The following is a 22,776-nucleotide window of genomic DNA, read 5'->3' as shown; positions in this document are numbered from 1 at the left end:
CCGGGACCGATAGAGGGAGCACGCGGATGGACCAGATTCTGTACGAGGTCAAGGACCGGGTCGCGGTCATCACGCTCAACCGGCCCGAGGTCGCCAACGCCCAGACGATGTCGCTCCTCGACGATCTCGACGACGCGTGGAGCCGGGCGGCGGCCGACGAGGACGTACGCGTGATCGTGCTGCGCGGCAACGGGCGGCACTTCTCCGCCGGGCACGATCTGAAGGACCGCTGGCCGGGTCCGAAGGAGATCACCCTGGAGTGGATCTACAACGCGGAGACCCGCAGGTACCTCGAATACACCCTGCGCTGGCGGAACATACCCAAGCCGTCGATCGCCGCCGTGCAGGGCAAGTGCATCGCGGGCGGGCTCATGCTCTGCTGGCCCTGCGATCTGATCGTGGCCGCAGAGAACGCCGAATTCTCCGATCCCGTCGTGCACATGGGCATCGGGGGCGTCGAATACCACGGCCACACCTGGGAGTTGGGCGCTCGCAAGGCCAAGGAGATCCTCTTCACCGGGCGGGCCGTGACGGCGGCCGAGGCGGAGAAGGTCGGCATGGTCAACCAGGTCGTCCCGCTCGACGAACTCGACGCCGCCACCATGGACCTGGCCGACCGCATTGCCCAGATGCCGCCCTTCGGGCTCCGCCAGGCCAAGCGGGCCGTCAACCAGACCCTGGACGTCCAGGGCTTCTACGCGGCCGTCCAGTCGGTGTTCGACATCCACGAGACGGGGCACGGGAACGCGCTGAGCGTGAGCGGATATCCGGTGCTGACCCGGCTGGAGGGCATGAAGGAGCACATCAAGAGCCAGTGACCGGGCGGGAGTTGCGGCGGCGGACGCGAACGGGCCGCTCGGCGGGGGTGTGCGGTACCCCGCCGAGCGGCCCTGTTCATGCGGCTCGCGTCATGTCCGCTCGTCGCGGAAGACCTTGCCCCCCTTCATCACGAACCGCACGTCGGCCAGTACCGACATGTCCTCAAGTGGGTTGCCCGGTACGGCGATCAGGTCCGCGAGCAGGCCCTCCGCGATGCGCCCCCGGTCGTCCGCGTCGATCAGCTCGGCCGCGTTGACCGTCGCCGCCCGCAGCACCTCCAGCGGCTCCATGCCCCGTTCGACGAGGGCGACCATCTCCTGGGCGCCCTTCCCGTGCGGGATCGCCGGCGCGTCCGTGCCCACCGCCATCCGGACGCCCGCCTTCGCGGCCCGGGCGACGACCGACCGGGCGTGCGGGAAGACCTCGGCGGCCTTGGCGCGCAGTTCGGGCGCCGCCCGGGACACGTCCATGCCGTCGATCAGCGCGGTCGTCGGCACGAGGAAGGTGCCGCGCTCCGCCATCAGCGCGATGGTCTCGTCGTCCAGCAGGAAGCCGTGCTCGATGCAGTCGATGCCCGCCTCCACCGCCGACCGCACCGCGTCGGCCCCGTGCGTGTGCGCGGCCACCTTGAGCCCGCGCCGATGCGCCTCGTCGACGATGGCCCGCAGCTCCGCGTCGGAGTAGTGCTGCGCGCCGGGCGTGCCCGTATGGGACATGACACCCCCGGACGCACAGACCTTGATGAGCCGCGCCCCGTGCTTGATCTGGTACCGCACGGCCTTGCGCACCTCGTCGACCCCGTTGGCGACGCCCTCCTCCAGGGAGAGCGGCATGATGCCGGGGGCCAGCGCGCCGAACACGCTCGGGTCCAGATGACCGCCGGTCGGGGTGATGGCGTGCCCCGCTGGAATGATCCTGGGCCCCTCGATCCAGCCGGCGTCGACGGCCTTGGCGAGGGCGACGTCCAGCAGATAGCCGCCGGTCTTCACGAACAGCCCGAGGTTCCTGACCGTGGTGAAGCCCGACCGGAGTGTGCGCCGGGCGTTGCCCACGGCCCGCAGCATGCGCAGCGGCGGATCGTCCTGGACCATGGACAGCACCGGGGTCTCGCCCCGGCCGCCCATCAGGAGGTTGACCTCCATGTCCATCAGACCGGGCAGCAGGGTGACGTCCCCCAGATCCAGTACGTCACCGTCGACGTCGCCGGTCCGCGAGATGCGGTCCCCGTCGACCTGGACGAGGCCCGGTTCCTCGAACTCCCCGGTCTCGACATGCAGTACACGCGCCGCTTTGAGCGTGACCACGACCGGTCAGACCTTGGGTTCGACGACGAGGTCCATATAGGCGGCCCCGCTGTCCGGCACCCGGGCCTGCTTCCACACCTCGACCGGGAACGACACGTTCACCAGGGAGAACATCAGCAGGAGCAAGTTCCGCTCGGGCTCCGGCAGTTCGTCGAGCGGGAACTTGTCGAGATGGTCTGAGGCCTGCTCCAGGAGCGGGAACGCCACGTCGTAGAAGGCCTGCATCTCCTCCATGGAACTGGCCAGCCGCTTGCTGTAGCGCTCCCGTTCGGTCTCCAGGACCCAGGCACCGAACGGTTCGAGCACCGCGAACTCACTGGGCAGCATCGGTGTGCTCCTTGACGTAGTCGGCGACCGTCTTGTGCAGATGGCGGAGCAGCAACTCCTGGTCGCAGAGCGGGAAGTCGGTCACGACCCGGCTCTTGAGCATGGTCTGCGTGGCCTCCAGGGTGTTGCCGTCCTGGAGGGCGTACTCCTTGAACGTGACCGCCGCGAGCTCCTGCTTCAGCCGCTCGCGTGCCGTCTTGGCGGGCACGAAATACAGGTTCGCCTCGAAGATGTGCTTGTCCACCGCCGTCGGCCAGTAGTGGTACGTCAGATACCAGCCGGGCTTCCAGATCAGCAGCGTCATGTTCGGGAAGAACTCGAAGGAATCGTTCCCCCACGCCCGGTGCCCGCCCGGGTTGAGCCCCGGGGGCAGGGGGTCGAGCCCCTGGATGTCGGGGGCCTCCCAGGGGCCGAACAGGCCGCTGCGCAGGACGCGTTCGATCGGCTTGACGATGGTCAGGTCCTTGGGCGGGGACATGCCTCCCCAGGACGAGATCATCGAGTGCGGGCTGTGGATCTCGTAGTGCAGCGCCTCGTACCCGACGTTGAAGAGCTTGTCGGCCTCGTCCTTGACGGCCTGCTTCATGTGCAGGACGGGAGCGTGGTAGAACTCCGCGAACGCGTCGATGAACAGCTTCCAGTTGCTGCCGACCTCGGCCTTGTAGGTGAAGACCTCGGTCATCTCGTGGAAGGGATAGCCCTCCAGGCCCTTGGCGAACTCGCCGAGGTACTCCTTGAGCGGCTGGGCGTTCGGGTCCAGGTTGACGAAGACGAACCCCTCCCAGACCTCGCAGCGGACCGACTTCAGGCCGTAGTCCGCCTTGTCCAGGTCGAAGAACTCCTGCTCCTGCTGGACGAAGGTCAGATCGCCGTCGAGGCTGTAGCGCCAGGCGTGGTACTTGCAGGTGAACTGACGGCAGGTGCCCTTGACCTCCTCGCCCGGGAAGTCGTTCCACACCAGCTTGTTGCCGCGGTGCCGGCAGAGGTTGTGGAAGGCGCGGATCTCCTTGTCCCTGCCCCGCACGATGATCAGCGAGGTGTCCGCGACCGCCAGCTCCTTCGTGAAGTAACTGCCGGTCTTCGGCACCTGCTCCACGCGCCCGACGTTCAGCCAGGTCCGCTTGAAGACGGCCTCCCGCTCGGCCTCGTAGTACGCGGGGTCGATCGAGTCCTCGTAGTTCACCGGACTCGTGCCCAACTCGGGGTACTGCTCGGTCCAGCTTCCGGCCGCCGGCTTGGCGAAGTGTGGCATGATCACTCCCTTCTCCAAAATGAGAATAGCATTCTCATCCGGGGCTATTGAAGTTCTCGTCAGGGATTCCTGGATCCAGCTCCACCTCGAAGGTGTTGAGGGCCGTGGCCAGCAGGCCGTACGTGCCGACCGTGAACACCAGATCCATGAGCTGCCGGTCGTCCAGGTCCGCGGCGAGCGCCTCGTAGGTCGCGTCGGACAGCCGCGAGTCCGCCTCCAGCTCGTCCACCGCCCGGTTGAGGGGCGTGGGGGCGCCGGTCCGGACGAGGTCGATCTCCTCGTCGGTGACTCCGGCCTTCCGGGCGATCAGGACGTGCTGCGCCCACTCGTACCGGCACCGCCGCCGCCAGGCCACCCGCAAAACGGCCAGCTCCCGGGTGTGCTTCGGCAGCGTCGAGTCGACCAGCAGGTACTTGTTGAACGCGAGGAACGCCTTGGCGAGTTCGGGGTGGCGGGCGAGCAGTCCGAGCGCGTTCGAGGGCGGCTTGCGGGCGTCGGGTGCCGAGGCGCCCAGCGCCTCCATGTACTCGGCGTACGGGAGGGGGGTGACGCGGCGCGTGCGGTTCACGTGTTGCGCCCGCCGTTCACGCCCAGGATCTGCCCGGTGATGTATCCGGCCTCCTCCGAGACCAGGAACGCGCAGGCCGCGGCGATGTCCTCGGGGCGCCCGACCCGTCGTACGGGAGTGCGCTCGATGTGTTCCTCGACCGTCCCGCCGAGCAGCTCGCGCGACTCGGCCCTGCGCAGCATGGGCGTGTCGATGAAGCCGGGCGGTACCGCGTTGACGGTGATGCCGGCCGGGCCCAGTTCGAGCGCGAGTGACTTGGTCAGGCCGTTGACCGCCGACTTGGCCGCGACGTAGTGAGTCATGAACTGCTGCCCGGACTGCGCGCTGGAGGAGGAGATGTTGACGATCCGGCCCCAGCCGGCCTCCAGCATGTCGGGCAGCGCGGCCTGGACGCAGTGGAAGACGCCGTTGAGGTTGACGTCGATGATCCGCTGCCAGGCTTCGAACGTCAGATCCTGGAAGCGCTTGTAGCCGGCCACCCCGGCCGCGTTGACCAGGACGGTGACCGGCCCGAGCCGCTCCCGGACGGCGGCCAGTGCCGCGTCCACCTGGGCCCGGTCGGTGACGTCGGCGGTCTGTGCGAACGCCGGGGCCGAGTCGGAGGGGTTCAGGTCGAGGGTCGCGACCTGGTAGCCGTCGGTCTTCAGTCGCTCGGCGATCGCCAGCCCGATTCCGGAGCCACCTCCGGTGACGACCGCGGTCTTCATCGTGTCGATCATGGAAATCTCCCTTCCGTGATTGAGAAGCCTATTCTCGCTGCTGGTCCGCCGGGTAGTGGCGTGCGGATCTCGGCTCGATGCTGTGGGAGGTCGGGATGTGGGGTGATGTGTCTTGGGAGCCCTCCGCCCACCTCCCACTTCCTGTGACGCCGGACATTCTCGTGTTCGGATGGTTGATTTGCTGAAAGTGAGAATGTAGTTTCCGCCACATTGGAGCAAGCCGCCCATCCCGAGCAAGGAGACAGGATGCGGTTCCAGGACAAGGTGGCGATCGTCACCGGTGCGGGACAGGGAATCGGCGAGGACTACGCCCGGGCGCTGGCCGCCGAGGGGGCCCGCGTCGTCGTGGCCGAGATCAACGAGGAGCAGGGGCAGCGGGTCGCCAAGGACATCGACGGGGCGCTCTTCGTCCGGGTCGACGTGGGGGATCCCGAGTCGGCCGAGGCGATGGCCGCCGCCACGGTCGCCGAGTTCGGCCGGATCGACTACCTGGTCAACAACGCCGCGATCTACCACAGCATGAAGCGCGAGGGCCTCACCACCGTCGACCTGGGCTACCTCAACCACTTCATCCAGGTGAACCTGATGGGCGCGCTGTACTGCACCCGGGCGGTCGTCCCGCACATGACGGAGGGCGGCGCGATCGTCAACCAGTCGTCCACCGCCTCCTACATGGCCTCCGGCTACTACGGGCTCGCCAAGGCCGGCATCAACCACCTCACCGCCTCGCTCGCCGCCGAACTCGGCGGCCGGAGGATCCGCGTCAACGGCATCGCGCCGGGGCCGACGGACACCGAGGCCACCGGCACCGTCGTACCGAAGGAGCACCAGGACGCGATGGCGCAGCGGCTGGCGCTCGGGCGGATGGGGCAGCCGAGCGATCTGACCCCGACCGTGCTGTTCCTGCTCTCCGACGCGGCGGGCTGGCTCACCGGACAGGTCGTGGCCGTCGACGGCGGCCAGGGGGTCCGGCTGTGAGGCGGCAACTCGGCGACGTACGGGGGGTCCTGCGGTGAAGCGGCTGCTCATCGACGGAACGCTCGTCGGGACCGAGAACACCTTCCCCTCGCTCAACCCCGCCACCAGCGAAGTACTCGACCAGGCCCCCGACGCCACGGTCGCCCAGACCGAGGCCGCGGTGGCCGCCGCCCGCCGGGCGTTCGACACCACGAACTGGGCGACCGACGTCCAGTTCCGCATCCGCTGTCTCGACCAGCTCCACCAGGCGCTGACCGACCATCTGGAAGAGCTGCGCGAGCTGACGATCGCCGAGGTCGGCGCACCCCGCATGCTCACCTACGGCCCGCAGCTCGACGACCCGGTCAAGCTGGTCCGCTTCTACGCCGACCTGCTGCGCAAGTACCCCCTGACCGAGGACCTCGGCGAGGTCGAGATCCGGGGCCAGCGCCACCGACGCTGGGTGGAGAAGGAGGCCGTCGGGGTCGTCGCCGCGATCACCGCGTACAACTACCCGAACCAGCTGGCCCTGGCCAAGCTCGCGCCCTCGCTCGCCGCGGGCTGCACGGTCGTCCTCAAGGGCGCCCCGGACACCCCCCTGACCACCCTGTTCCTCGGTGAACTGATCGCCGAGCACACCGACATCCCGCCCGGCGTGGTCAACGTGCTGACCTCCACCTCCATCGAGGCCGCCGAGGTGCTCACCACCCACGCCGACGTCGACATGGTCTCCTTCACCGGGTCCACCGCCACCGGCCGACGGATCATGGAGGTCGCGAGCCGCACCGTGAAGAAGGTGTTCCTGGAACTCGGCGGCAAGTCCGCCATGATCATCCTCGACGACGCCGACTTCACCACCGCCGCCATGTTCGCGGCCGGCACCATCTGTTCCCACTCGGGACAGGGTTGCGCGCTCACCACCCGGCTCCTCGTACCGCGGGCCCACCACGACGAGATCGTCGAGAAGGTTGCCGCCGGACTCGCCCGGATGCGCATGGGCGACCCTGCCGACCCCAAGACCTTCGCCGGGCCGCTCATCAGCGCCAAACAGCGCGACAAGGTCGACGGCATGGTCCAGCGGGCCGTAGCCGCTGGCGCGAAGCTCGTCAGTGGCGGTACGAAGGTCGACCCCGGCTTCTACTTCACGCCCACCCTGCTCACCGACGTCGACCCGGACGGCGAGATCGCCCAGGACGAGGTCTTCGGACCGGTGCTCGTGGTCATCCCGTACGACGACGATGACGACGCCGTCCGTATCGCCAACAACTCGGTGTACGGACTGTCCGGCGGTATCCAGAGCGGCGACGACGAGCGGGCGATCTCCCTCGCGCGCCGCATCCGCACCGGCACCTTCAGCATCAACGGCGGCAACTACTTCGCTGCCGACGTGCCGTTCGGCGGCTACAAGCAGTCCGGCATCGGCCGCGAGAGCGGTGTTCCGGGGCTTGAGGAGTTCCTGGAGTACAAGTCCTTCGCGGCGGTCGTCCGGTGAGGCCCCTGGAGGGGATCCGCGTCCTCGAAGTCGCCATGTACGGCTTCGTCCCCTCGGCGGGCGCCGTGCTCGCCGACTGGGGCGCGGACGTCATCAAGGTCGAGCACGCCGTCAACGGAGATCCGCAGCGCGGCCTCAGGCAGACCGGCACGTTCGTCGTCGAGGGCGATCCGAATCCGAATGTCGAGCATGCCAACCGGGGCAAGCGCAGTCTGGGCCTCGACATCTCCGGGCCCGAGGGCCGCGAGGTGCTGTACGACCTGGTCAGGCGCGCCGACGTGTTCCTCACGAGCTTCCTGCCCGGGCACCGCGAGAGGTTCGGCATCGACGTGGACGACATACGCGCCGTCAACCCGGACATCGTCTACGCCCGGGGGAGTGCCCTGGGGCCGCGCGGCCCCGAGGCGGTCAAGGGCGGCTACGACATGACCGCCTTCTGGTGCCGGGCCGGCACCGCCGCCAGCATCACCCCGGCCGGCACCGAAGGCATGATCAACCCGCCCGCACCCGCCTACGGGGACACCATCTCCGGGACCAACCTCGCCGGCGGGATCGCGGCGGCCCTGCTGCGACGCGAACGCACCGGCGAGGCCTCGGTCGTCGACGTCTCCCTGCTCGGCAGCGGCGTCTGGGCCATGGGACACGCCACCGCGCTCTCCCTCCACCTCGGCCGGCCCTGGATCGCGCCCCCGGCGGGCGCCCACGGCTCACCGGCCAACCCCCTGTCCGGGCTGTACTCCACGTCCGACGGCCGCTATCTGGCCTTCGTGATGATGCAGCCCGGCAAGTTCTGGGCGGACGTGTGCCATCACATCGACCGCCCTGACCTTGCCGACGACCCCCGCTTCGCCACCGCCGAACTCATCGCCGCCAACACCGAGTCGGCCGTCAAGATCCTGCGCGAGGTGCTCGGGAAGCGCACCCTCGCCGACTGGACGAGGCGGTTCGCCACCCTCGCCGGACCCTGGGCCCCCGTCCAGGACACCCTCCAGGTCGGCGAGGACGCACAAGTGCGGGCCAACGAGTACCTCGTGAAGGCGGGCGAACTCCAACTCGCCGCCAGTCCCGTGCAGTTCGACGTCACCGCCCCCGTACCGCTCGGGCCCGCGCCCGAGTTCGCCGCCCAGACCGAGGAGATCCTTCTCGAACTGGGCCTGGACTGGACCCGCATCCTCGAACTGAAAGAGGCGGGCGCGGTCACCTGATCACCGAAGCCTGGTGATCACCGCAGTTCCAGAATCACTTCACCGGGAGGACCGATGAGACGACTGCTCATCGCGACCGCGCTCGTCCTGGCCCTGGCCGGGTGTTCCGATCGCTCCACCACCACCTCCAGTGCCGGCGAGCCGTCCACATCCGCGTCAGGGGCCGCCGACAACGCGGACTTCGGCACACTCAAGAACGTCTGCCACTCCGGCAGCCCCAAGTCCGTGACCGAACAGGGCATCACCGACAGCGAGATCAAGGTCGGTGTGTTCAGCGACATCGGCTTCACCAAGAACCCCGAATTCGTCAACGCGGCCAAGGTGTTCACCTCCTGGTGCAACGCCGCAGGCGGCATCAACGGACGCAAGATCGTCCCCGTCACCCGCGACTCCAAGCTCATGGAGGTCCAGCAGCGGATGATCGAGGCCTGCCGGGACGACTTCGCCCTGGTCGGCGGCGGCGCCGCCTTCGACGGCACCGGCGTCAAGGAACGGCTGAGCTGTCTGCTGCCCGACTTCCCCGCGCAGTCCAGCACCATCAACGCCCTCGGCGCGGACCTCCAGGTGCTCGCCCAGGGCGCCGGAGTCGGCTACGCCCCCTACACCGGCTTCTACACCTGGCTGATCAAGGAGGCCCACCCGGACTCCGCCGACAGCGTCGGCATCATCTCCGGCGACGTGCCGCTCACCAAGGTCCTCGCCGAGCAGGCCAAGGAACTGATTCCGGCCATCGGAGGCAAGGTCGCCTACACCGACGTCTACCCGGCGGCCGGGGTCTCCGACTGGACGCCGTACGCGCAGACCATCAAGAGCAAGAAGATCAAGGGCCTCATCTTCAACGGCCAGTTCAGCCAGCTCGCCAAGCTGGAACAGGCGCTCACCAACACCGGCTACCAGCTCGACTGGATCGACACCAACAACAACGCCTACGGACCCGCCTTCCTCCAGCTGGCCGGCACCTCGCTGGCGAAGCAGAACAACTACGCCGACCTCAGCGGAGTCGCCCCGCTGGAGCAGGCGTCCAGCAACCCGGCGACCAAGCAGGTCGAGGATCTCTTCGCCAAGTACGCGCCCGACGCGGAGGTCACCCTGCCCGCGCTGCGCTCCTTCGACGCCTGGCTGCTGTTCGCCACCGCGGCCGGTCAGTGCGACGAGCTGACCCGCAAGTGCGTGTACGAGAACGCGGTCAAGCAGACGGAGTGGACGGCGGGCGGACTCCAGGCCCCGATGGACCTGACGAAGGTCACCAACCCGCCCAAGTGCTTCAACGTCGTCAAGGCGACCGACAAGGGCTGGACCGTCGCCGACTTCAAGCCGGATCAGGGCTCCTACCGCTGCGACATCCCGGCGTACAAGTACAAGAAGTCCTACGGCAAGCCGATGACGCTCGCCGACGTCGGCAAGTCCATGGCGGACCTCAAGTAGCAGCAGTGAGTACCGAGTTGCGGCAGGAAGGATGCAGGTCGTGAAGGTACGCGTCGACCCGGAGCGCTGCCAGGGCCACACGCTCTGTGCCATGCGGGCGCCGAAGGTGTTCGAGCTGAGCGAGATCGACGGTCACTCGTCGGTGATCCACGAGGAGGTTCCGGACGACCAGCAGGACCAGGTCGTCGAGGCGGTCAGGTCCTGTCCGGAACGCGCGATCTTCGTTTCCTGAGGGGAGAACAACCACACGATGACCACGGACGACGACGCTGACCGAAAGAAGCACACGGTCCACTTCGACCGGCACACCCCCGAGTACCGGCACCGGTTCACCGACACCACCCACGAGTTGCAGTCCAAGTGCCCGATCGCCTGGACCGAGACCCACGGCGGCCACTGGGTCGCCAGCGGCAACCGCGAGGTCTTCGAACTGGCGCGGGCCGCCGAGTTCATCTCCAACGACCACGACGTCAGGGGCGAGCGGCGCGGATACCAGGGCATCACCATCCCGCCGCCGTCCAAGGAACGGGGCCAGGTCCAGGGCGGGTTCCTGGAGATGGACCCGCCGGAACAGCGCCACTACCGTCAGGCCCTCAACCCCTATCTCTCCCCGGCGGCCATCAGCCGCTGGATCCCGGTCGTCGACGAGGTGGTGCGGGCCGCCATCGACGAGAGGATCGAGGAGGGCCGGATCGACTTCGTCGACGACCTCGCCAACGTCGTCCCGGCCGTCCTCACCCTGGCGATGATGGGCATCCCGCTCAAGGACTGGACCGTCTACAACGAGCCGGCCCACGCCTCCGTCTACACCCCGCCCAACTCGCCCGACATGAAACGCGTCGCCGAGATGGCCCGGAACATGGGCATCGGCCTGGCCACGGCCATCGCCGAGATCCGCGCCAACCCCAGGCCGGGACTCGTGGACGCCCTCATCCACGCCGACATCAACGGAAAGACCCCGCCGGACAGCGAACTCCTGGGCGTACTGGCCCTGTTGATCGGCGGCGGCTTCGACACCACGACCGCGCTCACCGCACACGCACTGGAGTGGCTGGGCGAGAATCCCACTGAGCGGGACAGGCTCAGCCGTGAGCGCGACACCCTGCTGGACTCTGCCACGGAGGAGTTCCTGCGCTTCTACGCGCCCGCGCCGGGCGACGGACGCACGTTCTCCGCCGACTGCGAGATCGCCGGAACACGCTTCAAGGAGGGAGAACGGCTCTGGCTGTCCTGGGCGATGGCCAACCGCGACCCCTCCGTCTTCCCCGACCCCGACACCGTCCACCTGGAACGCCCGGCCAACCGCCACAGCAGCTTCGGCCTCGGCATCCACCGCTGTATCGGCTCCAATGTCGCGCGTACGGTCTTCAAGCGCATGGTCACCCAGGTGCTCGACCGGATGCCCGACTACCAGTGCGACCCGGAGGGCACCGTTCACTACGAGACCATCGGCGTCATCCAGGGCATGCGCCACCTCCCGGCGACCTTCACCCCGGGTCCCCGGCTCGGCGCGGGGCTCGACGAGACGCTGGAGAAGCTGCAACAGGTCTGTGACGAGCAGCGGATCGCCGAGCCGGTGACCGTCCGCAAGGCGAAGGCGAAGATCACCCCATGACCGACGAGACACCCGACACGTCGGGCCGCGCCGCGCCGGAGATCACCGAGGAGAACGCCTTCTTCTGGGCCTCCGGCGCGGACGGCCGGCTGCGCCTGACGGAATGCGGGTCCTGCGCGGCCCTCATCCATCCGCCGCAGCCGGTGTGCCGCTACTGCCACGGGCACGAGACCGGCGTGCGGGCCGTCTCCGGCTTCGCGACCCTGATCGGCTTCACCGTCAACCACCGTTTCCCCGCGCCCGGGTTGCCGACCCCGTTCGTCGTCGCCCAGGTCGCCATCGAGGAGGACCCCCGGGTCCGCCTCACCACCAACGTCGTCCAATGCGCCCCGGACGAACTGACGTTGGGCATGCGCATGGAGGTCGTCTTCGAGCGGGCCGGGGAAGCGTGGCTGCCCCTGTTCCGCCCGGCGGCCGACCAGGGAGAGCCGGCGCCCTTCCCCACTGACGCCATCGAACCGGGCCAATTCCGGTCCCACGTACGACCGATGGTGACCTCGGAGAAGTTCGAGGACAAGGTCGCGATCACCGGCGTCGGAGCCTCGGAGATCGGGCGCCGCCAGCTCGTCCCGCCCCTGTCGCTGACGGTGAAGGCCTGCCAACGGGCCATCGCCGACGCCGGGTTGACCATCGCCGACATCGACGGCCTCGCGGCCTATCCGGGCGCCGGGGCCTACGGAGGCTTCGCCGAGGGCGGGGTCACCGCGCTGGAGGCGGCGCTGGGCGTCCAGCCGACCTGGTACAACGGCGGCAGCGAGACGTTCGGCCCCGGCGGCTCCCTGGTCGCGGCGATGCTCGCCGTCGCGGGCGGCCTGGCCCGGCATGTGCTGTGCTTCCGTACGGTCTGGGAGTCGTCGTACGGCGAACTGGTCAAACGCGGCCGGATCGCCGCGCCCGGCGCGGGGGCACCTGCGGCGGGCTGGATGAAGCCCTTCGGGGCGTACTCGGCCGCGCACACCCTCGCCATGAACGCGCAGCGCCACTTCGACCGCTACGGCACCACCCGCGAGACCCTCGGCTGGATCGCCCTCAACCAGCGGGCGAACGCCGCGCTCAACCCCACCGCGATCTACCGCGACCCGATGACCATGGACGACTACCTCCAGGCCAGAATGGTCACCACTCCCTTCGGCCTGTACGACTGTGACGTGCCCTGCGACGGTTCGGTCGCCGTGATCGTGTCCGCCGTGGACGCGGCCCGGGATCTCGCAAAACCGCCCGTCCTCGTCGAGGCGGTCGGCACCCAGATCCTGGAACGCATCGAGTGGGACCAGAGCACCCTCACCCACGAACCCCAGGTCTTCGGCCAGTCCGCCCACCTCTGGACCCGCACCTCACTGCGGCCGGCGGACGTCGACATCGCCCAGCTGTACGACGGCTTCACCTTCAACTGCCTTTCCTGGATAGAGGCGTTGGGCTTCTGCGGGATCGGCGAGGCCAAGGACTTCCTCGATGGCGGCAAGAACATCGCCCGCGACGGGCTGCTGCCCCTGAACACCCACGGCGGACAGCTCTCGCACGGCCGCACCCACGGCCTGGGGCTGATCCACGAGGCGATCACCCAATTGCGCGGCGAGGCCGGACCACGTCAGGTGGCGGATCCCAGGGTCGCCGTGGTCAGCACCGGGGGACTCGCCCCGAGCGGTGCGATCCTCTTCCGGACCGATACATGACCGGTGCCTCACGCGTCGTCGTCGACGTGGACGGCATCGCCGTGTCCGCACTCCTGCGCGAGGCACGGCAGCCGCGCGCCGTCGTCCTCGCCCTGCACGGCGGGGCCGCGTTCTCCGGGTACTTCGACTACCCGGACCGGCCCCGCATGTCACTGCTGCGCACCGGCGAGGCCCTCGGCTTCACCGTCATGGCCATCGACCGTCCCGGATACGGGAGTTCGGCCCCGTACGCCGACGAGTTCACCTCCGCCGAACGGCGCGTCGACGTCGCCTACGGAGCCGTCGAGCGACTCCTCGCCGCCCGCCCGCGCGGAGCCGGTGTCTTCGTGCTGGCCCACTCCATCGGCTGCGAACTCGGAGTGCGGATGGCGGCCGACGAGCGGCGCGGCGGGGAGCTGCTCGGCCTGGAACTCGCGGGTACCGGACGCCGCCACCACGACGACGCGGCCGGCATTCTCGGCGACTGGCGGCACCGGCCGCCCAACGCCGGGGTGCGCGACCTGCTGTGGCAGCCGTCCCGGTTGTACGCGGACGACGTGGTCGGCGGCGCCCGCATCTCGTCGCGCTCACCCGCGTACGAGGGGATGGTGGCCCGCACCTGGATCGACACGTTTCCCCAGCTCGCCCCGCGGATACGGGTCCCCGTCCACTACACCCTCGGCGAACACGAACGGGTGTGGAGTTCCGGACCTTCGGCGCTCGCCGACATCGCCTCCCTGTTCACCACGTCGCCCCGGGTCGCCGTCGACGAACAGACCGGCGGCGGACACAACTTGAGCATTGGGTTGACCTCTATGGCCTATCACCTCAAGGTGCTGTCGTTCGTGGAGGAATGCGTGCTCGCACGCGAGGAACAGACTTCGGCGGCGGAGGTCGCCGAACGGCAGCAGGGGAGAGCAAGTTGACGAACGCGGAAGTGGTCGCGTTGCTGGTCGTACGGGTGGTTCTGGGCGTCATCATGATCGCGCACGGGCTCAACCACTGGCGGGGCGGCGGAAAGATCGAGGGCACGGCCCGCTGGTTCGGCGGACTCGGACTGCGGCAGGGCACGTTGCAGGCATGGATGAGCGTGGTCACCGAGATCGGCGCGGGCGCGCTGCTGGTCCTCGGTCTGTTCACCCCGCTGGCCTGCGCGGCGGTCGTCTCGGTGATGCTGGTCGCGGGGCTCCTCGCCCACCGGACCAACGGGTTCTTCGTGTTCAAGGACGGCTACGAGTACGTCCTGATGCTGGCCGTGATCTCCCTGGCGCTAGGGGTGTTCGGGCCGGGCAAGGTGTCCCTGGACCACGCGGCTGACATCGAGATCACCGGCTGGGCCGGCGGCGGCATCGCGCTCGGCGTGGCCGTCGCGGCTACGGCGGGACTGCTCGCGACGTTCTGGCGTCCCGAACGGCCCGCGAAGGCAGCGGAAACGCCGGCGGCCGAACCGGCCGCACAGGAGGCCGGCTGATGCGCGTCGGATTCATCGGGCTCGGCAACCAGGGCGGGCCCATGGCACGGCGGATCGTCGACGCCGGTTTCACGACGACCCTGTGGGCGAGGAGACCCGCCTCGCTCACCCCGTTCGCCGGTACACCCGCCCAACGTGCCGTCTCCGCCGCCGAGTTGGCCGCCGCCAGCGACCTCGTGTGCGTCTGTGTCGGCGACGACGCGGACGTCGAGGAGGTGATCGCCGGCGACGAGGGCGTCCTCGCCGGGCTCCGGCAGGGCGGGGTGATCGCCGTCCACAGCACCGTCCACCCCGACACCTGCCGGCGGCTCGCCGACCGGGCCCGGCTGCGCGGGGTCGCCCTGGTCGACGCGCCGGTCAGCGGAGGCGGCGGCGCGGCTGCCGAGGGGCGGCTGCTGGTCATGGTCGGGGGCGAGTCCGGGACCGTCGCCTTCTGTCGACGGGTGTTCGAGACGTACGGCGATCCGGTCGTCCACATGGGCCCACTGGGCTCGGGGCAGGTCGCCAAGCTGCTCAACAATGCCCTGTTCACGGCGAATCTGGCGACCTCCGCCGACGTACTCGCCCTCGGGCGCGGCCTCGGCGTGGATCCGTCCGGCCTCGCCGACGTCCTCGCGCACGGCAGCGGGGCGAGCTTCGCGCTCCGCCGGGTCGCCGCGGACGGCGGCACCCTGGAACGGCTCGCCGCGCACGCCGGTCCGCTGCTGCGCAAGGATGCGCGGCTGTTGGCCGACCTTGCCGAGGAGGCGGGCACCCCGGCGGGCACGACCGTGATGCGGACCGCCGACGACGCCCTCGCCCTCATGGCGCAGAGCGCCGTGATCCCGGCGCCGGGGGTTCGCCCGGTCCGGGGAAGGGTGCGTGGGCGCCGGGCCGGCTGAGTCGGTACGAGCCGAGTCGGTACAACACGTCAACTACCGCTCGCCGCAGGCGAATCCCAGCCGATTCCCACAATTGGAAACGCCCTTCTCATTATTGAAGAGCATTGATATCGTCCGGAGTCAGGGTGACGAAGGGAGCCGTACAGGCCGTGAACGACTTCGACGCGATCGACTTCTTCCGGGACGAGGGCCCCGTCGCGGACCCCTACCCCTACTTCGAGGCTCTACGCGGACAGTGCCCCGTACAGCGCGAGAGCCATCACGACGTGATGATGGTGACCGGGTACGACGAGGCGGTGCAGGTCTTCAGCGACTCCGAGACGTTCTCGTCGTGCGTGTCGGTGACCGGGCCCTTCCCGGGGTTCCCGGTCCCGCTGGAGGGCGACGACGTCAGCGAGCTGATCGAGCGCCATCGGGACGAACTCCCGATGAGCGACCAGCTGCCGACGTTCGACCCGCCCATGCACACGGCCCACCGCGGGCTGCTGATGCGGCTCATCACGCCGAGGCGCCTCAAGGAGAACGAGGCGTCCATGTGGCACCTCGCCGACGCCCAGCTGGACGAGTATCTGGCCGCGGGCGGGGGCGACTTCATCGGCGGCTTCGCCGGGCCCTTCACCCTGCGCGTCATCACCGACCTGCTCGGCATCCCCGACGCCGACCGGGACGAGTTCGTCGAGGCGCTCAACCGGCCGCACGGCGACCCGGGTGTCGGCAGCACCAGTGGCGAGATGTCGCACACCCCGCTGGAGTACCTGTACGACCGGTTCGCCGCCTACGTCGAGGACCGCCGCCGCGAGCCTCGCGACGACGTGATCACCGGCCTCGCCATCGCCACCTTCCCGGACGGCTCGACCCCCGAGGTCGCCGACGTCGCCCGTGTCGCGACCAACCTCTTCGCGGCCGGTCAGGAGACCACCGTCCGGCTGCTGAGCAACGCGCTCAAGGTGATCGCCGAACAGCCCGAGATCCAGGCGCTGTTGCGTGCCGAGCGGGACCGCGTCCCGAACTTCATCGAGGAGGCGCTCCGGATGGAGAGCCCCATCAAGGGCGACTTCCGGCTCTCCCGCACCCCGACCACCGTCGGCGGGGTCGACATCCCCGCCGGCACCACGCTCATGGTCCTCAACGGCGCCGCGAACCGCGACCCCCGCCACTTCGAGGACCCGCAGACCTTCGACGCCACCCGTGCCAACGCCCGCCATCACCTCGCGTTCGGCCGTGGCGTCCACACCTGCCCCGGCGCGCCCCTCGCCCGCGCCGAGGCCCGCGTGGCCATCGAACACATCCTCGACCGTACGTCCGACATCAGGATCTCCGAGAGCGTGCACGGCCCGGCCGACGCCCGCCGGTACCGGTACCTGCCGACGTACATCCTGCGCGGACTGACCCGCCTCGGCCTGGAGTTCACCCTCGCAGAGGAGCCCGCCCGATGAAGGCCGCCGTTGACGAGGACCGCTGCCGGGGGCACGGCGTGTGCTGGACGCTGTGCCCGGAGGTCTTCGACCTCACCGACGACGGGTACGCCGAGGTGCTGCTGCCAGAGGTTCCCGCCGAGCACGAGAGCGCGGTGCGCACGGCGGTAAGCAGTTGCCCCGAACGGGCCATCGTGTTGAGCTGAGGCCCAACTGCACAGTGAGCCGAGAGGAATTGGCGATGCCCAAGGGGTATGTGATCGTCACCGAAGCCATCAAGGACCCGGCGGGCATGGAGGCCTACGCCCGCGCCGCCGGGGCGACGCTGGCGGCGCACGGGGCGAAGATCCTGGCCGTCCACGACGGGGCGGAGGCGCTGGAGGGCGAGTGGCACGGTGACCGGACCGTCGTCCTCGAATTCGAGTCGGTGGAAGCGGCCCGTGCCTGGTACGAGTCCGCCGAGTACGCGAAGGCCAAGCCGCTGCGGCAGGCGGCGGCCGACTCCAACGTGGTGATCGTCGCCGGATTCGAGCCGCCTGCCGGGAACGGCTGACACCGGCCAGGAACCGAGCCAGCGCCCGCCTACCGGCGGGCGTTGGCGTTTCCGGCGCACCCTGCCGAAAACCGTCGCCGACCGCCAGTGGCCGAAAGGGCCGAATGTGTGGTGTGGTGACCGTACTGTCACATCGGTGTGCCAGTGGCGGAGAGGGTGACGCGTGGAGACGACGACCCGGCGCGAGGAGATCCTGGGTGCTGCCCTGGAGGTGTTCGCCGAGCGCGGCTACAGAAGGACCTCCATGGACGCGGTCGCCGAACGCGCGGGCCTGACCCGGCAGGGCGTCCTGCACTACTTCCCCAGCAAGAAGCGCCTCCTGCACGCCCTTCTCCAGCGCCGCGAGGACCTCGCCCGCGAACACCTGGCCGGCCACGCGGACCTGGACCTGCCGAACCTGGTCGCCGAGGTCGTCGCGTACGACCACCAGAACGCCGGGCTCGTCCAGATCCACAGCGTGCTGATCGCGGAGGGGATCGTCGGGGACGACCCCGCCCACGCGTTCTGCCACGACCACTACCGATCGATCCAGGACAACACCGTCGCCCATCTGACCAAGCTCTTCGGCGACCGGCTGCCCAGCGGCCTCACCCCGCGCGCCGCGGCGAGCGCCCTGGTCGCGATGCTCGACGGCATGCAGTTGCAGTGGCTGCTGGACGACGAGCAGTCCGACTACCCCGAGATCATGCGGGACGTGATGACCCTTCTGATCGGGTCCACGCCAGAATGAACCCGGCCATGGCCGCCACCGCCTCGGGCCGCAGCCGCTCCGCGTCCTCCCGGACCCGCAGATCCACGGTCACCCCGGAGCGGGCCGCGCGGGCGGCGAACCCGAGCGAGTCGTCCAGCAGCGGATCGGTGCCCGCGACCAGCAGCTGCACCGGCGGCAGCCCGTGCAGATTGGCGTGCAACGGGCTGAGCAGCGGGTTCGTCGGCTCGGTGCCGGCCGCGTAGAGGGCGGCCCGCAGCCGGAGTTCGTCGACGTCGAAGGAGGGCTCGGCCGCCGCGTTGAACAACAGGCTCGGCGCGTCCAGGGTCAGATCCAGCAGCGCCGACCCGAGCACCGCGCACTGCGGCGCCGCCGCCCCCATGTCCCGCAACCGCACCAGCAGCGACGCCGCCAGCCCGCCCCCGAGCCGCTCCCCGGCGAGCGCCACCGGACCCCGGGCCCGGCAGGAGTCGTACACCGCGTGTACGTCGTCCAGGGCGCCCGGGAACGAGCTGCGGTAGCGCGGACAGACGACCACCGCGCCCGTACGCAGCGCGAGCCGCTCGGCGAGGTCGAGCGCCGACTCCGGGGTGCCGGAGAGATGCCGGTCGCCGTGCAGATAGAGGATCACGAGATCGGTGGGGTCCGTAGGGCGCACGATCGGCCCGATCGGGCTCGACTCGACGCGCACGGGGCCGAGTTCGTCCGCCGCGCCACCCGGCTCGGTGCGGACGTCGGTCAAGTCGGGCTGGGCGGGGGCGGGTTGGGACGGGGTGTGCGGGCGGTCGGTGCGGGCTTGCGTCAGGACGGCGGGGTCGCCGGATCGGTGCGCGGTCGCAACCCGGGCCCGTGCCGGGCCGGTTGCCCTCGCATCGGGTTCCACCACTCGTGTATCGGTCGAGTCGGGCTGTGTGGACGCGGGTGGGCGGTCGGTGTCCGCCTCTGTGGCAAACCCGGCGGCGCCGTATCCGCCTGCGGTCTCAACTCGTGTGTCATCCACGGGACATCACCCTTTCCGCTGCCTGCCAGTGCTCGTCGGACACCCACAGCCGGGCGAAGGCGCGGGCCGCCTCGTCCGCAGTCAGGTCTCCCGACACCACCCGCTTGATCTCCTGTGCCGGGCGGGTGGCGAGTGTGCGGGCCAGCGTGCGCCAGCCCTCCTCGAAGGCGGACCGGGGGAGCACCCGGTCCACCAGGCCGAGGCGTTCGGCCTCCGGCGCGTCGAGGATCTGCGCGCTGCCCGCGAGCAGGAGTGCGCGGCCCCTGCCGACCAGCGCGGCGAGCCGTTCGGCGCCGCCCCACGCGGGCATGATCGCCAGGGCCGTCTGGTTGAAGCCGATCCTGATGTCGTCGGCCGCGATCCGGATGTCGGCGGCCACCGCGACCTCGGCGCCGCCGCCGAAGGCGTGCCCGTTGAGGGCGGCGATCACCGGTCCGGGGAAGGCGGCGAGCCGGTCGCAGACGCCGCGCATCCGCAGGGCCATCGCCAGTGCTTCCTCCTCCGTGCGGATCGCGGCGAGTTCCTTGAGGTCGCCGCCGGACACGAAGGCCTTCTCGCCCGCGCCCGTGATGACCAGGGCCCGCGCGCCCGCCGCCGCGTCGAGGGCCTTGTCCAGCTCGTCCATGGTGGCCGGTGCGATGGCGTTGCGGGCGTGCGGGCGGTTGATGGTGATGACCGCCAGACCCTCGTCCAGTTCGAGTTCGAGATCAACCATGTGTGCCTCTTCGGTCGGTGGGGCGCGGGCTTCGGGTCTCGCACTCGGCTCTCGTGTCGCGTACTCAGGACTCGTACTCGACGGTGACGTGCGGGGTCACCGGTTCGCCCTGGCAGGTCAGGACCCAGCCCTCGGCGACCTCGTCGTCGTCCAGGGCGTTGTTGACGCGCATCTTGGCCTCGCCCTCGGTGAGCCGGGCGATGCAGGTGCCGCAGTTGCCCATCTCGCAGGAGAAGGGCGGCATGAGGCCGGCCCGACGGGCGCTCTCCAGCAGTGACTCGCGGGGATGCTGGTCGACCGTGCGCCGCTTCCCGGCGAGGACGACGGTGACCGTGCCGCCGCCGGTCTCCGGTACGGCTTCCGCGGGCTCCTCGGGTACCTCGGGCGCCGGGGTGAAGCGTTCCGCGACGATCTGCCCGGCGTCGGCCCCCTGCGCGAGAAGCGTGCTCTCGGCCAGCTCCATGAACGGCGCGGGACCGCAGAGATAGAAGTCCGCGTCCAGATCGTCCCCGACGAACGCCTGTATCTCGGCGCCGGTGACCAGCCCCTGAGCGTCGTCGAGGTGGTGGCGGATCTCGAACCGGCCCGGATGCCGTCGCGCCAGCTCGGACAGCGTGTCGCCGAAGATGACCGAGCCCGGGTCCCGGTCGGCGGCCAGGACCCGCACCCGCCGCCCGGTCGTGGCCAGCGCGGACTTCACGAGCGAGAGGACTGGTGTGACCCCGCTGCCGCCGCAGAGGGCGACCAGAGGGGCCGTCCCCTCGCGCAGACAGAAGACCCCCGCCGGAGACGTCGTCTCGATGAGATCGCCGGGGACGAGGCGGTCGTGCATCCAGTTCGACACCAGACCGCCCGGCACCCGCTTGACCGTGGTCATCAACTCGCTGTCGGTGTCCGGGGAACTCGACATCGAGTAGCTGCGCAGGGTGCCGCACGCTCGTACCGTCAGGAACTGCCCGGCGCGATAGGGGAAGGGGGCGTCGAGCACGTAGGTGCGCGTGTCGGCTGTCTCCTGGACGATCCGCTTGATCCGGACCGGGTGGAAACCGTGGTCTCGTACCATGTATGGAATTTACCTTCTCCCTCTGCGAGAGTGCAATTCTCGTCACAAGGGAGGAAGTTCCCGCGATGCGAACCATCCCCACACGCACGGTCCCCGCCGAGCTGGCCAAGCGCTATGAGGTGGAGGGCTGGTGGACCCCCGACACGCTCGGCGACCTGCTGACTCGTGGTCTGGCAGCCGCCCCCGACACGGAGTTCCGCGTGCACTCGGCGGTACGGCCCTGGACGGGAACGTTCGCCGACGTCGAGCGTGTCGCGCGCCGCCTGGCGGCCGGGCTCAGGGCGCGCGGGGTGGGTCCCGGTGACGTCGTCGCGTTCCAGCTGCCCAACTGGATGGAGGCGGCGGCGGTCTTCTGGGCGTCGGCCTTCCTCGGCGCGGTCGTCGTACCGGTCGTCCACTTCTACGGGCGCAAGGAGGTCGGCTACATCCTGGACGCCGTCCGGCCCCGCGTCTTCGTCACAGCCGCCCGCTTCGGCCACCTCGAACACCAGCCCGACCTGAGCGCGGGCGTGCCGGTGGTCGGTGTCGTCGGACGGGACTTCGACGACCTGCTCGCCGACGAACCCCTCCCCGGTGTCCTCCCGACGGACCCGGCGAGCCCGGCGCTGGTCGCGTTCACCTCCGGAACGACCCGTGATCCCAAGGGAGTCGTGCACAGCCACCAGACGCTCGGCTTCGAGACCCGCCAACTGGCCGGGCTCTACCCGCCCGACCGGGGCCGCCAGCTCACCTCGGCGCCCGTCGGCCACTTCATCGGCATGATCAACGCCTTCCTCATCCCCGTCCTGGACGGTACCCCGGTGAACCTCGCCGACGCCTGGGACCCCGGCGCGGCCCTCGGCCTGATGAGGAGCGACGGGCTGACGGTCGGTGGTGGCGCCGCGTACTACATGGCGAGCCTCCTCGACCACCCCGACTTCACGCCCGCCCATCTCGCCGGCATGAAGTACGCGGGCCTCGGCGGCTCGGCGGTCCCGGCCGCCGTCACCAACCGGCTGGCGGCGCTCGGCATCACCGTCTTCCGCTCGTACGGCAGCACCGAGCACCCCTCGATCACCGGCTCCCGCCACACCGCGCCCGAGGCCAAGCGGCTCTACACCGACGGCGATTGCCTCCCCGGCGTCGAGATCAGGCTCGCCGAGGACGGCGAGATCCTCAGCCGGGGACCGGATCTCTGCCTCGGCTACACCGACCCCGCGCTGACCGAGCGGGTCTTCGACGCCGACGGCTGGTACCGCACCGGCGACATCGGGGTCATCGACGGCGACGGCTATCTCACGATCACCGACCGCAAGGCCGACATCATCATCCGGGGCGGCGAGAACATCGGCGCGCTGGAGGTCGAGGAGGTGCTGCTCGCCCTGCCGGCCGTCGCCGAGGCCGCGGTGGTGGCCGCCCCCGACGAGCGGCTCGGCGAACACGCGGCGGCCGTCCTGCGCCTGAAACCCGGTCACCCCGCGCCCACGCTCGACGAGATGCGCGCCCACCTCGACCGCGAGGGCCTCGCCCGGCAGAAGTGGCCGGAGGAACTGCACGTCGTCGACGAGTTCCCGCGCACCGCCAGCGGCAAGGTTCAGAAGTTCGTTCTCCGCAAGGACATTGCGGGTCGTAAGAAGTGAGAATAAGATTCTCGC

General features: G+C 69.8%; 24 protein-coding genes. 16 read left to right on the top strand and 8 right to left on the bottom strand.

The features are described 5' to 3' along the window. Window positions 1–26: 26 nt before the first annotated feature. The gene (locus tag ACFYXF_RS02600) at window positions 27–818 is read left to right on the top strand and encodes an enoyl-CoA hydratase (protein WP_389347349.1); all 792 of its coding nucleotides are present in this window, start codon (window positions 27–29) and stop codon (window positions 816–818) included. Between the two features lie 90 nt (window positions 819–908). Here the strand turns inward: ACFYXF_RS02600 and ACFYXF_RS02595 are convergent, their stop codons facing one another. The 5 genes from ACFYXF_RS02595 to ACFYXF_RS02575 are packed head-to-tail and all read right to left on the bottom strand — an operon-like array spanning window position 909 to window position 4,989. Next, window positions 909–2,123, bottom strand: a complete 1,215-nt coding sequence (locus ACFYXF_RS02595) for an amidohydrolase family protein (RefSeq protein ID WP_389347346.1) — start codon at window positions 2,121–2,123, stop codon at window positions 909–911. A gap of 6 nt (window positions 2,124–2,129) precedes the next feature. Then, window positions 2,130–2,450 carry a hypothetical protein gene (locus ACFYXF_RS02590; protein WP_369031691.1) on the bottom strand — a complete coding sequence of 107 codons (321 nt, stop codon included), beginning with the start codon at window positions 2,448–2,450 and terminating at the stop codon, window positions 2,130–2,132. After that, window positions 2,437–3,702, bottom strand: coding sequence for an aromatic ring-hydroxylating dioxygenase subunit alpha (locus tag ACFYXF_RS02585; RefSeq protein ID WP_389347344.1), 1,266 nt, complete (start codon window positions 3,700–3,702; stop codon window positions 2,437–2,439). The genes ACFYXF_RS02590 and ACFYXF_RS02585 overlap by 14 nt, the downstream gene beginning before the upstream one ends. A 34-nt stretch (window positions 3,703–3,736) precedes the next feature. Further along, window positions 3,737–4,270, bottom strand: a complete 534-nt coding sequence (locus ACFYXF_RS02580) for a carboxymuconolactone decarboxylase family protein (protein WP_389347342.1) — start codon at window positions 4,268–4,270, stop codon at window positions 3,737–3,739. Continuing rightward, window positions 4,267–4,989 (bottom strand): SDR family NAD(P)-dependent oxidoreductase, encoded by a 723-nt coding sequence (locus tag ACFYXF_RS02575; RefSeq protein ID WP_389347339.1) that lies wholly within the window; start codon window positions 4,987–4,989, stop codon window positions 4,267–4,269. The genes ACFYXF_RS02580 and ACFYXF_RS02575 overlap by 4 nt, the downstream gene beginning before the upstream one ends. Window positions 4,990–5,235: 246 nt before the next feature. Between ACFYXF_RS02575 and ACFYXF_RS02570 the strand changes: the two genes are divergently transcribed. The 14 genes from ACFYXF_RS02570 to ACFYXF_RS02505 all read left to right on the top strand — a co-directional run bounded on the left by ACFYXF_RS02570 (window position 5,236) and on the right by ACFYXF_RS02505 (window position 18,385). Beyond that, window positions 5,236–5,967 carry an SDR family oxidoreductase gene (locus tag ACFYXF_RS02570; RefSeq protein ID WP_389347336.1) on the top strand — a complete coding sequence of 244 codons (732 nt, stop codon included), beginning with the start codon at window positions 5,236–5,238 and terminating at the stop codon, window positions 5,965–5,967. A gap of 34 nt (window positions 5,968–6,001) precedes the next feature. Further along, window positions 6,002–7,438, top strand: a complete 1,437-nt coding sequence (locus ACFYXF_RS02565) for an aldehyde dehydrogenase family protein (protein WP_389347334.1) — start codon at window positions 6,002–6,004, stop codon at window positions 7,436–7,438. After that, on the top strand, window positions 7,435–8,643 hold the full coding sequence (locus tag ACFYXF_RS02560; RefSeq protein WP_389347331.1) for a CaiB/BaiF CoA transferase family protein: 1,209 nt from the start codon (window positions 7,435–7,437) through the stop codon (window positions 8,641–8,643). Before ACFYXF_RS02565 ends, ACFYXF_RS02560 begins: the two co-directional genes overlap by 4 nt. Window positions 8,644–8,697: 54 nt before the next feature. Further along, on the top strand, window positions 8,698–10,068 hold the full coding sequence (locus tag ACFYXF_RS02555; RefSeq protein WP_389347328.1) for an ABC transporter substrate-binding protein: 1,371 nt from the start codon (window positions 8,698–8,700) through the stop codon (window positions 10,066–10,068). 40 nt (window positions 10,069–10,108) lie between these two features. Then, window positions 10,109–10,300: a ferredoxin gene (locus tag ACFYXF_RS02550; protein ID WP_389347325.1), complete on the top strand. Its 192-nt coding sequence runs from the start codon at window positions 10,109–10,111 to the stop codon at window positions 10,298–10,300. Window positions 10,301–10,318: 18 nt separating this feature from the next. Next, a complete protein-coding gene (locus tag ACFYXF_RS02545; RefSeq protein ID WP_389347323.1) occupies window positions 10,319–11,683 on the top strand; it encodes a cytochrome P450 in 1,365 nt (454 codons plus the stop codon). After that, complete coding sequence (locus ACFYXF_RS02540; RefSeq protein WP_389347320.1) at window positions 11,680–13,356, top strand: OB-fold domain-containing protein; 1,677 nt, start codon at window positions 11,680–11,682, stop codon at window positions 13,354–13,356. Before ACFYXF_RS02545 ends, ACFYXF_RS02540 begins: the two co-directional genes overlap by 4 nt. Then, window positions 13,353–14,261: an alpha/beta hydrolase gene (locus ACFYXF_RS02535; protein ID WP_389347317.1), complete on the top strand. Its 909-nt coding sequence runs from the start codon at window positions 13,353–13,355 to the stop codon at window positions 14,259–14,261. The genes ACFYXF_RS02540 and ACFYXF_RS02535 overlap by 4 nt, the downstream gene beginning before the upstream one ends. Further along, window positions 14,258–14,806 (top strand): DoxX family protein, encoded by a 549-nt coding sequence (locus ACFYXF_RS02530; RefSeq protein WP_389347314.1) that lies wholly within the window; start codon window positions 14,258–14,260, stop codon window positions 14,804–14,806. Before ACFYXF_RS02535 ends, ACFYXF_RS02530 begins: the two co-directional genes overlap by 4 nt. Next, entirely contained in the window at window positions 14,806–15,687 is an 882-nt protein-coding gene (locus tag ACFYXF_RS02525) for an NAD(P)-dependent oxidoreductase (RefSeq protein ID WP_389347312.1), read from the top strand. The genes ACFYXF_RS02530 and ACFYXF_RS02525 overlap by 1 nt, the downstream gene beginning before the upstream one ends. Window positions 15,688–15,812: 125 nt before the next feature. Further along, window positions 15,813–17,123, top strand: coding sequence for a cytochrome P450 (locus ACFYXF_RS02520; RefSeq protein ID WP_389347309.1), 1,311 nt, complete (start codon window positions 15,813–15,815; stop codon window positions 17,121–17,123). After that, the gene (locus ACFYXF_RS02515; RefSeq protein WP_369031676.1) at window positions 17,120–17,308 is read left to right on the top strand and encodes a ferredoxin; all 189 of its coding nucleotides are present in this window, start codon (window positions 17,120–17,122) and stop codon (window positions 17,306–17,308) included. The genes ACFYXF_RS02520 and ACFYXF_RS02515 overlap by 4 nt, the downstream gene beginning before the upstream one ends. A gap of 35 nt (window positions 17,309–17,343) precedes the next feature. Beyond that, window positions 17,344–17,655, top strand: a complete 312-nt coding sequence (locus ACFYXF_RS02510) for a DUF1330 domain-containing protein (protein ID WP_389347306.1) — start codon at window positions 17,344–17,346, stop codon at window positions 17,653–17,655. A gap of 163 nt (window positions 17,656–17,818) precedes the next feature. Next, the gene (locus ACFYXF_RS02505) at window positions 17,819–18,385 is read left to right on the top strand and encodes a TetR/AcrR family transcriptional regulator (RefSeq protein ID WP_389347304.1); all 567 of its coding nucleotides are present in this window, start codon (window positions 17,819–17,821) and stop codon (window positions 18,383–18,385) included. Here the strand turns inward: ACFYXF_RS02505 and ACFYXF_RS02500 are convergent. The 3 genes from ACFYXF_RS02500 to ACFYXF_RS02490 form a co-directional block, all read right to left on the bottom strand. Continuing rightward, window positions 18,339–19,247: an alpha/beta hydrolase fold domain-containing protein gene (locus tag ACFYXF_RS02500; RefSeq protein WP_389347301.1), complete on the bottom strand. Its 909-nt coding sequence runs from the start codon at window positions 19,245–19,247 to the stop codon at window positions 18,339–18,341. The genes ACFYXF_RS02505 and ACFYXF_RS02500 overlap by 47 nt on opposite strands. Window positions 19,248–19,356: 109 nt before the next feature. Continuing rightward, entirely contained in the window at window positions 19,357–20,079 is a 723-nt protein-coding gene (locus ACFYXF_RS02495) for an enoyl-CoA hydratase/isomerase family protein (protein ID WP_389347299.1), read from the bottom strand. A gap of 64 nt (window positions 20,080–20,143) precedes the next feature. Continuing rightward, window positions 20,144–21,142, bottom strand: coding sequence for a 2Fe-2S iron-sulfur cluster-binding protein (locus ACFYXF_RS02490; RefSeq protein WP_389347296.1), 999 nt, complete (start codon window positions 21,140–21,142; stop codon window positions 20,144–20,146). 65 nt (window positions 21,143–21,207) lie between these two features. On the opposite strand from ACFYXF_RS02490, the gene ACFYXF_RS02485 reads away from it, so the two are divergent. Continuing rightward, window positions 21,208–22,761 carry an AMP-binding protein gene (locus ACFYXF_RS02485; protein ID WP_389347294.1) on the top strand — a complete coding sequence of 518 codons (1,554 nt, stop codon included), beginning with the start codon at window positions 21,208–21,210 and terminating at the stop codon, window positions 22,759–22,761. Window positions 22,762–22,776 lie beyond the last annotated feature (15 nt).

Origin of the sequence: Streptomyces sp. NPDC002680, assembly GCF_042889145.1 — a bacterium.
Classification (GTDB): domain Bacteria; phylum Actinomycetota; class Actinomycetes; order Streptomycetales; family Streptomycetaceae; genus Streptomyces; species Streptomyces adonidis.
This window is presented reverse-complemented; position numbering and strand designations above follow the sequence as displayed.